Annotated in this window: 9 protein-coding genes; 8 read left to right on the top strand and 1 reads right to left on the bottom strand. The window is 61.3% G+C overall.

What is annotated here, in order from left to right:
* The first annotated feature begins 484 nt into the window (after window positions 1-484).
* The 7 genes from brnQ (at window position 485) to B5G02_RS00855 (ending at window position 8,441) form a co-directional block, all read left to right on the top strand.
* Complete coding sequence (gene brnQ / locus B5G02_RS00890; protein WP_094334811.1) at window positions 485-1,837, top strand: branched-chain amino acid transport system II carrier protein; 1,353 nt, start codon at window positions 485-487, stop codon at window positions 1,835-1,837.
* A gap of 251 nt (window positions 1,838-2,088) precedes the next feature.
* The gene (locus B5G02_RS00885; protein WP_019239263.1) at window positions 2,089-3,345 is read left to right on the top strand and encodes a PTS transporter subunit IIC; all 1,257 of its coding nucleotides are present in this window, start codon (window positions 2,089-2,091) and stop codon (window positions 3,343-3,345) included.
* A 128-nt stretch (window positions 3,346-3,473) separates the two neighbouring features.
* The gene (locus tag B5G02_RS00880) at window positions 3,474-3,758 is read left to right on the top strand and encodes a PTS sugar transporter subunit IIB (RefSeq protein WP_019239262.1); all 285 of its coding nucleotides are present in this window, start codon (window positions 3,474-3,476) and stop codon (window positions 3,756-3,758) included.
* Between the two features lie 39 nt (window positions 3,759-3,797).
* The gene (locus B5G02_RS00875) at window positions 3,798-4,286 is read left to right on the top strand and encodes a PTS sugar transporter subunit IIA (protein WP_019239261.1); all 489 of its coding nucleotides are present in this window, start codon (window positions 3,798-3,800) and stop codon (window positions 4,284-4,286) included.
* 22 nt (window positions 4,287-4,308) lie between these two features.
* Entirely contained in the window at window positions 4,309-5,091 is a 783-nt protein-coding gene (gene trpA, locus B5G02_RS00870; RefSeq protein ID WP_162609739.1) for a tryptophan synthase subunit alpha, read from the top strand.
* A 4-nt stretch (window positions 5,092-5,095) separates the two neighbouring features.
* On the top strand, window positions 5,096-7,279 hold the full coding sequence (locus B5G02_RS00860) for a BglG family transcription antiterminator (protein ID WP_162609738.1): 2,184 nt from the start codon (window positions 5,096-5,098) through the stop codon (window positions 7,277-7,279).
* 205 nt (window positions 7,280-7,484) lie between these two features.
* The gene (locus B5G02_RS00855; RefSeq protein ID WP_019239257.1) at window positions 7,485-8,441 is read left to right on the top strand and encodes an ROK family protein; all 957 of its coding nucleotides are present in this window, start codon (window positions 7,485-7,487) and stop codon (window positions 8,439-8,441) included.
* Window positions 8,442-8,707: 266 nt separating this feature from the next.
* On the opposite strand, the gene B5G02_RS00850 is transcribed toward B5G02_RS00855, so the two are convergent.
* Window positions 8,708-9,400, bottom strand: a complete 693-nt coding sequence (locus B5G02_RS00850) for a GntR family transcriptional regulator (protein WP_019239256.1) — start codon at window positions 9,398-9,400, stop codon at window positions 8,708-8,710.
* A 510-nt stretch (window positions 9,401-9,910) separates the two neighbouring features.
* Here B5G02_RS00850 and B5G02_RS00845 point away from each other — a divergent pair.
* Window positions 9,911-11,533, top strand: a complete 1,623-nt coding sequence (locus B5G02_RS00845; protein WP_094334808.1) for a mannitol dehydrogenase family protein — start codon at window positions 9,911-9,913, stop codon at window positions 11,531-11,533.
* The last annotated feature ends 63 nt before the right edge of the window (window positions 11,534-11,596 follow it).

The following is an 11,596-nucleotide window of genomic DNA, read 5'->3' as shown; positions in this document are numbered from 1 at the left end:
GGCCTCGACCTCGCGAACGCCCCCGGCAGCATCCCGCTCTCCTCGAGGTCCGCGAGGATCCTCCCCCTGTCCTCCCTCGGGTACATCGCCCCTCCCATCCGGCGGTCCAGGATTCCGCCGCGCTTCCGAAACGAGCGTTTTATGAGGGGGTGCCCAAGTAGCCGGGAATGCGGCAACCTCCCTACCTGCGCTTTCTTCAGCGTTCAACCCCTTGCTACTTCCGGGGGTGCCCATAAACCGTTCGTTTCGCGCACTTTGGGTTCGGGGAGGGTTGTACAGCGCCGTTTTTACCCGAACAAGTCAGTAGTTCCGCATACTTCAACGGGCGTGGGCGTGCCCGGCTACCTGGTGCGCCCCGCCGCGCACCTCGGCGGGCGGCGCTGCTGCGTTTCACCCTAAGACACGGTAGAATGGGACACCGTTTGAATGTATGAGCCGGCGCTCCCGTGACGCGGGGTGCCCTGGCGGATGTGGAGGGGCGCGGATGGCCGGCCAGACGGGCGCATCGCATGCAGCTGGGCAGGTATTGACCCCGCGGCAGACGCTGTACGTGGGCGTGACCCTGTTCTCGATGTTCTTCGGCGCGGGCAACCTCATCCTGCCGCCTCTGCTCGGCGTGCAGGCGGGGTCGGAGGCACTCCCGGCGCTCGCGGGCTTCCTGCTCACGGGCGTTGGCCTGCCGGTGCTCGGCATCGTTGCCGTGGCGCTTGCGGGCACCGTCCGCGAGCTCGCCGACCGCGTGCATCCGCTCTTCTCGCGCATCTTCGTGGCGGCCGTGTACCTCGCCATCGGGCCGTGCCTCGCGATCCCGCGCACCTCGTCCACGGCGTTCGAGATGCTCGAGCCGCTGTTGCCGGCGGGCGTGTCCGTCGAGGCCGCGCGCCTTGCCTTCTCGGTCGCGTTTTTCGCGGTGGCGTACCTGCTCGCCATGCATCCCGGCAAGCTCACGCGGCTCTTGGGCAAGATCACCGGCCCCGCGCTCATCGCGCTCATCGTGGCGGTAGTGGGAGCGTCGATCGTCGCGTACCTCGGCGGCGACGTCGCGCCCACTCCTGCGCCGAGCGCCCCGTACGATTCCGCCGCGGCCGTGCAGGGCTTCCTCACGGGTTACCAGACGATGGACTTGCTTGCGTCGCTCACGTTCGGCCTCGTCATCGCCACGAACATCAACGCGCTTGGCGTGACCGAGCCCGGCAGCGTCATGCGCGCGGTGTGCGTGGCGGGCGCCATCGCGGGCGCGCTGCTCATCGCGGTGTACGGGGGCCTCTGCCTCGTGGGTGCGGAGCTCGCCGTGCCGCTCGCCGGCGCGACGAACGGCGCGGTAGTCATCACGGCGTCGGCGACGCTCCACTTCGGCGGCGTCGGCACGGTGGTGGTCGCGGCGATCTTCCTGCTCGCGTGCCTCAACGTGTGCACGGGGCTCATCAGCTGCTGCGGCACGTATTTCGCCGAGGAGCTTCCGCGTGTGCCGTACCGCGCGTGGGCGCTCGGCTTCGCTGTGGTGTCGTGCGTCATCTCGAACTTCGGGCTCGACACCATCCTCGCGTTCTCGGTGCCGCTGCTGAACGCGCTCTACCCGGTGGCGATCTGCTTGGTGATCATGGGCATGCTGCACCGCGCGTGCGACCGCGCGCCGCTCGTGTGGCGCTGGGTAGTCGGCCTTGTGGCCGTGGTGAGCGTCGTATGCTCCGTGCGCGATGCGTTCTTCCCCGGCGTGCATATCTGGTTCGACGCGCTCCCGCTCGCCGGTTGGGGCATGGCCTGGGTCACCCCGGCGCTGCTCGGCGCGCTCGTGGGCGTCTGCGCATCGCTCGCCAAGCGCAAGCGGGCTGCGTAGGGGTCGGTTGTTCGGAACGTCGAGTCGGAATTAGGCATTTTGACGCATAGCGTTCCAGCTATCTGCACAATGTAAAAATGAAGAAATATCCATTTAAGGCTTGCAGAATGGTCGGGCCTCCCCTGGTCTTGCTTCTTTGCACGCTTTTGCCACAAGTCAAGTGAATCCATTGCATCTGTACCGATCTTCCTTCGAACCATAGGCTCTAGATATGGGGCTATACGCTATGGAATTTGTTCGAAGGAGGAAAGATGGAAGTTCTTGCCGGTGCCCTTGACTGGTTTGCAGGCCTCTCGTCTGCGGTTATTACCATGATCGGCATTTTCATCGTCGCGCTTGTTCTCGCTCGCTTGGGCGTGTTCGGATCGCTTCGTGCTGCCGTCCAGGTTTCGGCTGCGATCGTGGCTATGTCGACCATGACTGGTATGTTTGCAAGTGCGATGTCGCCCGTACTCTCCACCGTAGTTGAGTCGCTGGGGTTCAATCTAGACGTTATAGACCTTGGCAATCCTTCTGCATATCAGATTCTCTTTTCGTTACCATTCTACGCCCTGCTGCTGCCCATTGGCTTTTTGGTAAATGTTGTGCTCATCACCCTAAAGTTCACCGATACGCTTGATGTCGACATCTTCAACTACAGCGTGTTCTCGCTGAGCGGTGCCTACGTTTGGGCGATTACTGGGAACATCCCTCTTGCCATTGTCGCATTTGTGATAACCGAAATCGTGGTGCTCAAGCTCGCCGACATCACGGCGCCTAAGATTCAAGAGGCGTATGGCCTTGATGGTGTTTCGATTCCGCATGGTAACGCAGTCGTGTTCGCTCCTGTGGGCATGGCAGTGAACTGGGTAGTCGAAAAAATCCCCTTCTTGGCGAAGATTGACTGGTCGCCCGAGGCAATTGAGAACAAATTCGGTAAGGCGGTGCAGCCTTGGGTTATCGGTTTTGTTCTCGGTGTCGTTTTCGGCATCGTTGGCGGCCAAGGGTTTGACGGCACGCTCATGCTTGCTATCAGTACCGCTTCATTCATGATTATCTTCCCCCGCATTGCAAACACGCTGATCGAGGGCATCACTCCCGTGGCAGACGGCATGCGTGAACACTTTGGTAAGCGTTTCAATCGCGATCTGAACATCGGCCTTGACGCTGCAATTCTGGTGGGTGAGCCCGATGTCATGGCCACGGGCATCATCGTGACCCCATTTGTTGTGCTCCTTGCATTCATCCTTCCTGGTAACCGCGTCATGCCGCTTGCCGACCTTGCTGTTGCAGCGCCGTTTCTTGTGAGCTGCTGCATGCCGTATGTGAAGAAGAATATCTTCCGCGGTTTTATTTGCGGAATCATCATCATGATCATTTCGCTTTACATGTGCTCGCTTACTGCGGACTGGTATACGCAGGTGGCAGTGCTTGAGGGTACGCCATTCGAATCGATTACCACGTCACTTGGCTTCGCTTCTTCGTGGTTGAGCGCGCTCATCGGTCAAATAACCGCGTTCTTCATGTAGCCGACCAAGCGGAATCAATCTGACGGCATGCATTCCATTTCTGGGCGGTCGCGCGCGCGGCATCTCCCATCTACCGCTCGCGACCGCCCCATCAAACCATTAGTGACATCTAGAAAGTAGGGATTGACATGATTACCAAGAAAATCGTTGTGGCGTGCGGCACCGGTGGTATTACCTCCCGCAATATCGGTCTCAAAATTAAGGACTACCTTGCCGGAAAGGGCATTGAGGCTAGTGTGGAGACCTGCAAGCTTGTCGAGGTCAAGGAAGTGGCCGCTACGCAGCATCCCGACCTTGTGTGTTCAGCGTCTGCGCTTCCCTCGCTCGACTGTCCGACGGTGCGCGCGACGGCAATTCTGACAGGCGTTGGAGCCGATCGCGTTCTTGAGCAGATTTACGACCTCCTCAAATAGACATGCCATTGCAGCGCATTAGATATGAAGGATTTGGCTATGGAAACACAGCAAATAGACCTCGACTTGGAGGTGCTCGGGTCGTATTTCGCGGATGACGCGGATGCGCCAGCAACTTGGGAGGAGGCACTGCGCACGCTAGGTGCGGCGTTCGTGGAGCACGGCTGCGCTACCCCTGAATACATTGAAGCTGCTGTTACGCGCGAGCGTGCCTTCCCAACCGGTCTTGACCTGGGCGCATGGGCGGTCGCGCTGCCTCACGGTGATCCGATTGGCGTCTTGCACGGTGCTATATCTGTTGGCCGATTCGAGCGACCTGTGCGTTTTCGTCGTATGGATGACGCGGAGCGGGAAGTGGAGGTTGAAGCGGTCTTCTTCATGGCGGTCGATGATCCCGAGCGTCATCTCGCAGTGCTCTCGAAGCTCATGGAAGTGATTGGCAGCGGTTCGTGTCGTCGGGAGATGCTTGTCGCGTACGACGGTGAAGCCATTGCAAATGTAGTTAAACAACAGCTCGAGCGTTTCTAGGGGTGTGATTGAAATGAATTGCATGCGAGTTTCGCTTGCCAATAAGAAACTGAGCGGGGATAAGGTGCTTGTCGCATATTATCCGCTTTGTGACCCAGCGATTGGCGATGCTGTTGATGCTGCTGGAATGTATCTTGACGCGGGTGCAGACGTGCTTGAGATGGGTATCCCATACGCAGACCCGTGTCTCGATGGCGCAACGGTGCGGGCATCCATGGAGCGCGCGCTTGCGCAGCATGCGCCCGAAGACGCATGGGACGATATCGCCCGCATCAGGTCGGCATATCCTGCGGCAAACTTACAGGTTATGTGCTATGGAGACATCATTAGCGGTATGGGTGTTGATGCATTTGCCGCTCGCGTAGCAGAGAGCGGGGCGAATGCCGTTCTCTCTCCGGATTACCCCGATGCCAATCGCGACGAACTTGATGAGAAGCTTGCTGCTTACGATATGCTCTCGCTCAAGTTCGTCCCATACAATCTTGACGCTGTAGATATCGAATCTCTGCGCCCTTATGATGACGGCTATCTGTTTATGCAGGCCGTTGATGGCGCAACGGGCGCGCGCTCTGAGGTCGATCCTCACGTTGGGGATAATATCTCCGCACTTAAGCGCGCTGGATTCAAGTCGAATCTTTGTGCCGGTTTTGGTGTATCCTCTGCATCTGATGCGCGGGAGCTTGTCACGCTTGGCGCGGATGGCGTCATTGTCGGCAGCGCAATCATCTCCGCTGCGCTTGAAGGACGGATGGCAGAATTCATCGCGAGCCTTCGGGCGGCGCTTGATAGCTTTGGAACGGCTTAATGAGATGGGTGAGCTGGTGTCAATCAGCAGGCGTTGCCTTCAGGAATTTCGATTGCTGGTTGAGGCTGCCGGCTCGCCTATGACGCTTCGGGCGCTTGCGCAATCCGTTGATGTGAGCGAGCGGACGGTACGCTATGATCTCGAGTCTCTGGAAACTTGGTGCCACGGGCGCGATATCTTGCTCGTTCGTCGCCGTGGGGTCGGGGTGTTTATCGATCGCGAAAGCCTTCCAAGGGCGCGGGATGTGCTTCATGAAGCAGGATCGCTTACCGGCGTATTTCTCAGCGCAGATGAGCGTATGCGAAGCGTTGTTTCAGCCATTCTTACTGGGGAAGAAGAGCGCACCCTCGACGAGCTTGCTAGTCGTTTCGATGTAAGCAGGTCCACAATTCTGCGCGATATGGATGGTGTCGAGGGTTGGTTCAAGAACCATGGGCTGACCGTCGTTCGTCATCAAAAGCGGGGTATTAGGCTTTGCGCAAATGAGATGCAGCGGCGTCTTGTTATGGTTGATTTTTGTCGTGAGGAGGTCGGTCTTTCACCGCTTTCGTGGAGCCACATTGCCACTGCTGAAGCTGAGGTAGAGGCGGCCGGGCTCTTCGGCTTGCTTGATCGACACGATTTCATCGATGCCATTGACGCGCTCGATCGCCAGACCGAGGTGGAGGGTGAGGAGCTTACCGACGATTCGTTCATCATGGTTTCCTACTATCTCGCGATTATGCGGGTGCGTATCGCACGGGGATGCTTTGTTGGTGCTGATGATTGCCGTCTGCCGGCGCGCTCAATGCAAACAGCGGGCGAGCTGCTTGAGCGAATGCTCCGACAAGGTGATTCACGGCTTTGGGAAACATTAGACGATGCTGCTCGCACATCCGAGCAGCACGTACTCGCCGCGGTTCTGGATGCCTCCGGCCGTGCTCAGTTGCGGGATTATCCTGTAGGCGAACTTGCAGTGCGCGTGTACGGTGCGCTTATTACAGCGATGTCAGCTCATTTTGGATTCGATTTCACCATTGAACATGAGCTCATGGCAGCGCTTAAGAACCATATCGATGCAATGCTTGCTCGTAATGAGATTGGAATTGGATATGGCGAGCTTGCTCCGCTCGAAGTAACCGAGCGTTTTCGCGATGCTGCCGAGATTTGTCGGGCGGTCATTGATCGATACTGTGACCAGGTGGGGCTTCACATCAGTGATGCGGAGTTGTCGTACATCGTATTGTATTTCGCGGCCGCGCTTGAGCGTTTTAATACGGCGCCCGAAATGGATCGTTCTCTTCGCGTTGTGCTTGTATGCGGCGCGAATATCGCAACCGTTGCATTTCTTGAACGCGCCCTCAAGCGTACTTTTCCAGCGTTGCGCATCGTAAGGAGCATCTCGGCTTCCCAGCTGAGGGAATGTGACTGTGCCGATTTTGATGTCATTTTAACGACGGTTGCCATAGACCGCGTATTACCGCGCCCCATCATTCGCGTGAGCCCCATGCTCACACGGCTTGATGTACGTCGCATCGGTGCGTTCCTGCATGATCGAAATGGTGGATTTGAGCGTCCAGATCCTGTTTCGGACATTTTAGAGATTGTCGAAGGGGCTTCGGAAATACAGGATGCGGAAGAGCTGCGCTCAAGACTGCAACGGTATTTTGATAAGGCGGGAATGACGCATGGCAATCTTGAGCCAGAAAACGAGTGCCACCCTCATGAAGATGTGCTCCCGAGTCTCGCGGATAGCGTGCCGCGCCGTTTCGTCCGTGCGCATATCCAGGCGCCAAATTGGGAGAGCGCTGTGCGTCTCGCAACAGGTCCCATGCTTCAAGCTGGAGCCATGACCGAAGAATATCTGCAAGGAATCTTCGACTTGAGTCGGCGCTATCAACAGTTCGGTGTTATCTGCCCAGGACTTTGCATGCCGCATGCGAATGCAGATCCTGATAACGAGCTCTCGTTGTCGCTCGTTACGTTCGAGCGCCCATTTGATGTGGACATGGGGCAAGAGCATCGTGTTCCCATCAAGGTCATGTTTGTCATTGCGCCTGTTGATGGTTCTCGTCATAGTCGCATCGTTGATGAACTTATCACGCTATGCGACAGCTTCCCGAAGTTTGTCGATGATCTTGCCGCTGCCGAGTCTTCAGATGAGCTGTATCGTTCCTTTCTGCGCGCGTGTGCACGTCTTGAGGGATGAAGCCGAGCGAATCCTATCTTTTGGAATAAGGTTCGAATACCTCTGGTTCATTTATCATTGTCCCGCTTTCCGCCCTGCCGCGCCGGCGCGCTTACCGAATCTCCGGCGCCATCCGTTCCGCGCCGTGCCACAATAGCAGCTGATGTGGCGAATTCGACCGCGCGGGCGCGCCGGCGCTCGGCGGGCATTACGAAAGGACGGGCATATGGCAGCGAACGACAAGCTCTTCATCGGCCTCGATGTGGGCGGGACCTCGGTCAAGATGGGGCTTTTCACCGAAGACGGCGAGCTCATCGGGCGGGGCAGCGTGCCCACCCCTCCGCTCATCGATTCCGACGGCTACGCCGCGGTGACGGACGGCATCTCGAAGGTGCTCGCTGCCTCGAGCGCCGAGGTCGACGCGGTGCACGGCATCGGCCTCGCCATCCCGTGCCCCGTGCCGGCGGACGGCGTCATCCGCATGCAGGCGAACATCCAGATCAACGCGCCCGGCCTCGAGGCGGCGCTCCAGCGGCACTGCCCCAACGCCACGGTGAAGTTCGAGAACGATGCGAACGCCGCCGCGATGGGCGAGCTGTGGGCCGGTGCGGCGCGCGGCCGTAAGAGCTGCGTCTTCGTGACCATCGGGACGGGCGTGGGCGGCGGCATCGTCGTCGACGGCCATGTGGTCTCGGGCGTCGCGGGCGCGGGCGGCGAGATCGGCCACCTGTGCATGAACCCGGACGAGGAGCGCGTCTGCGGGTGCGGCGGCAAGGGCCACCTCGAGCAGTACGCCTCCGCGACGGGCATCGTGACGAGCTACCTCGAGGAATGCGAGAAGCGCGACCGCGAGCCCGTCGCGCTCGACGGTCCGTCCGACTCGCGCTCCGTGTTCGCCGCGGCGAAGGACGGCGACGAGGCGGCGTGGGCTGCCATCGACATCATGTGCGATTACCTGGGCCGCGCGCTCTCGATGATCGCGAATGTGGTGGATCCCGAGGCGTTCGTGCTCGGCGGCGGCACCTCGAACTCCTCCGACCTCTTCCTCGAGCGCCTCGAAGCGAGCTACCGCCGCTACGCCATCCCGGTCACGGCGGACAAGCCCATCGAGATCGCGTCGCTCAACAACGACGCGGGCATCTACGGCGCCGCGTACGTGGCGCTGCAGGCGGCGGCCGCGTAGATAGATAATAGACATAGCTAGGCGTTCGCTCGCATTCCGAAAGCGTCGCATATCTCGGGGGTGGATCGCGTATAAGCGGTTCATCCCCGACTTATGCGACGCTTTTCGCGCGGGCGGGCGGGAAAGTCGCGCGCCGCGTGTTCGCGCGGACAGGCGGAAAAGTCGCGTGCCACGTGCCTGCGCGGGCGGGCGGGAAAGTCGCGCGCCACGTGCCTGCGCGGGCGGGCGGGCAAGCCACATGCCCGCGCCTCGCCGCCCCCCCGGCGCTACAGGCGGTCGAAGTAGTCGGGGAAGGCGTCGGTCACGGCGAGGTACTCAGAGAACATGAGGTGCGCGTGCGCGATGGAGAGGAAGTTCGCTTCCTCGGGGTCGTGGCTCGTGATGGCCTTGAGCATCTGGTGGTGCTGGTTCATGATGGTGTCCCACTCGAGGCCTTTTACCTGCGTGCGAAGCCAACGGAAGCGCTGGAGATGCGTGTTGTGCGCCTCCAGCGTGGACCATACGGTGTGACGGCCGGCGATCTTGAAGATGAGCTCGTGGAAATCGTTGTCGTGCTCGAAGAACGCGCGCGCGTCGCCGCTTGCCACGGCCTGTTCCTGCAGGTCGATGACATGCTCGAGCGAGTCGCGGCCCTCGTCGGTGAGGCGCGCGCAGCATTCCATGATCACGCTGCTCTCGAGGTGCTCGCGCATGAAGCGGGCATCCTCGGCGCGCTGCAGGTCGATGCGCGAAACGTAGGTGCCGCTCTGCGGGATGGTGTAGACGAGGCCGAGCTCGGAAAGGCGCACGAGCGCCTCGCGCACCGGCGTGCGGCCGAGGCCGAACTGCTCCTCGAGGTCGCGGACGGAGAGCTTCTGGCCGGGGGTGAGGTCGCAGTAGATGATGTCGCGGCGCAGCGTATAGTATGCGACGTAGGAGAGCGACGGGTAGCCGGCTTGTTCGGTGGTGGTCTCGGCCATGATGGCACCTTTCTGGGGCCGTGCTCGGGCGGCGATCGTGCTGTATAGATGCGGCGCGGAGGGTGCGGCGCCATGAGTATGGTAGCCCCTCCCCGCGTACCCTCTGTTATATCAGTTCGACGCGCGCCGTGCCAGCTGGGCCGGGGGATGCGCGCGAGCATGGCGCGTCGCGAAGGGGTCTTGGAGCGGCCGCAGGCTGCTCGTTCGGGCGCGACGGCCGCTTCCATAGAGCCGTTGCGCGGAGCGGCCGAACCTCGTGCTGGACCTCAGACTGATATATCAGATACGCTGAATGTACAACTCAGCGCGAAAAATCGACCGTTCGCAGAAGCATTATCAGGAAAAACGTTACTGCAGCATTGGGCTCCCCTCAATCTGATATATTAGAAATCGGTTCGATACAGAGGAACCTGTACCCTGCGTATCGACGCGATGCGGCGGCCGGGAGGCATCCGCATCGCCTCACCGCGCTGTGGTCGTTCCGGGATCTGGATGATGGGAGTTGTTCGCATGGTCTCGCTGAAGCATTGGCAACTGTCCCGCGACGAGCTTACGAAGATGGGGGTGAAGCTCCCCTCGTTCGACGTCGATGCGACGCGTGCCGCCGGCGCGCGCCAGCCGGTTTGGATCCACTTCGGCGGCGGCAACCTCTACCGCGCGTTCCACGCCGAGATCGCCCAGGATGTCATGGACGCCGGCGGGCTCGACCGCGGCGTCGTGGTGGTCGAGACCTTCAGCCCCTTCACCGTCGACGAGGTCTACGCCCCGTACGATGAGAACATCCTGCAGGTCATCATGCACGAGGACGGTGCGCTCGAGGAGCGCGTGCTCGCGAGCACCGCGGCCTCGCTCTTCTGCAACCCCAAGCGCCCGGACGACTACGCCCAGGTTCAGAAGTATTTCGAGAGCGACGAGCTGCAGTTCGCGTCGTTCACCATCACCGAGAAGGGCTACGCGCTCAAGGATCCCTCGGGCGAGTTCTTCGGCTACGTCGCCGCCGAGATCGCGAACGGCCCCGAGGCCGCGGCGAGCACGATGGGCATCGTGGCCGCGCTGCTGCTCGCCCGCTACGAGGCGGGTGCCGCGCCCATCGCTCTCGTCTCGACCGACAACTTCTCGCAGAACGGCCGCCGCTTCCGCGACGCCGTGCTCACCATCGCGAACGGCTGGTACGAGGCCGGGCACGTGAGCCAGGGCTTCATCGAGTACGTCTCGGACGAGTCGCGCGTGAGCTTCCCGTGGTCCATGATCGACCGCATCACCCCCAACCCCGCCGAGGCCGTGGCGCAGCACCTGGCCGCCGAGGGCTGGAGCGACCTGCCGCTCATCCCGAACGGCCCGGTGAACTTCGCCGGCTTCGCGAACACCGAGCAGGTGCACTACCTCGTGGTGGAGGACAGCTTCCCCAACGGCCGCCCCGCGCTCGAGCTCGGCGGCGTGATCCTCACGGACCGCGAAACGGTGGACAAGGCCGACACCATGAAGGTCACGACCTGCCTGAACCCGCTGCACACCGGCCTGGCCGTCTACGGCTGCCTGCTGGGCTACACGAAGATCGCCGACGAGATGCGCGACGCGGACCTCGTGGCGCTCGTGAAGCGCCTCGGCTACGACGAGGGCATGCCCGTGGTCGTGAACCCCGGCGTCATCGACCCCAAGGAGTTCATCGACGTGCTCGTGGAGCATCGCCTGCCGAACCCGAGCCTGCCGGACGCCCCGCAGCGCATCGCGCAGGACACCTCGCAGAAGCTGCCCATCCGCTACGGCCACACCATCAACGCCTACCTCGCGGCGGGCAAGAGCACGAGCTCGCTCGTGGGCATCCCGCTCGTGATCGCCGGGTGGCTGCGCTACCTCGAGGCTGTGGACGACACGGGCGCCGCTTTCACGCCGAGCCCCGACCCCCTGCTCGCGGGGCTGCAGAAGCGCCTCGCCGACGGCGGCATCGAGCTGGGCGTGACGGACGCCGCGACCATCCACGCCACCATGCAGCCGATCCTCTCCAATTTGGAGATCTTCGACTGCGACCTGTACGAGGCTGGCCTGGGCGAGCGCATCGAGGGCATGTTCGCCGAGCTCAACGCCGGGCTCGGTGCCGTCCGCGCGACGCTGCACGCCTACCTCGCCGCGTAGCCGCGCGGGGGTTGGCGCGGGCTAAGCCTGTCCCCGAATGTAGCAAAAAGTAACGTTTTGAAC

The sequence above is a fragment of the [Collinsella] massiliensis genome (genome assembly GCF_002161605.1).
Taxonomy (GTDB): domain Bacteria; phylum Actinomycetota; class Coriobacteriia; order Coriobacteriales; family Coriobacteriaceae; genus Enorma.
This window is presented reverse-complemented; position numbering and strand designations above follow the sequence as displayed.

Bases quoted from the DNA above. Each gene is read 5' to 3' on its own strand.
- B5G02_RS00880 (WP_019239262.1), top strand. From the start codon at position 3,474: ATGATTACCAAGAAAATCGTTGTGGCGTGCGGCACCGGTGGTATTACC.
- brnQ (WP_094334811.1), top strand. From the start codon at position 485: ATGGCCGGCCAGACGGGCGCATCGCATGCAGCTGGGCAGGTATTGACC.
- trpA (WP_162609739.1), top strand. From the start codon at position 4,309: ATGCGAGTTTCGCTTGCCAATAAGAAACTGAGCGGGGATAAGGTGCTT.
- B5G02_RS00875 (WP_019239261.1), top strand. From the start codon at position 3,798: ATGGAAACACAGCAAATAGACCTCGACTTGGAGGTGCTCGGGTCGTAT.
- B5G02_RS00860 (WP_162609738.1), top strand. From the start codon at position 5,096: ATGGGTGAGCTGGTGTCAATCAGCAGGCGTTGCCTTCAGGAATTTCGA.
- B5G02_RS00885 (WP_019239263.1), top strand. From the start codon at position 2,089: ATGGAAGTTCTTGCCGGTGCCCTTGACTGGTTTGCAGGCCTCTCGTCT.
- B5G02_RS00855 (WP_019239257.1), top strand. From the start codon at position 7,485: ATGGCAGCGAACGACAAGCTCTTCATCGGCCTCGATGTGGGCGGGACC.
- B5G02_RS00850 (WP_019239256.1), bottom strand. From the start codon at position 9,400: ATGGCCGAGACCACCACCGAACAAGCCGGCTACCCGTCGCTCTCCTAC.
- B5G02_RS00845 (WP_094334808.1), top strand. From the start codon at position 9,911: ATGGTCTCGCTGAAGCATTGGCAACTGTCCCGCGACGAGCTTACGAAG.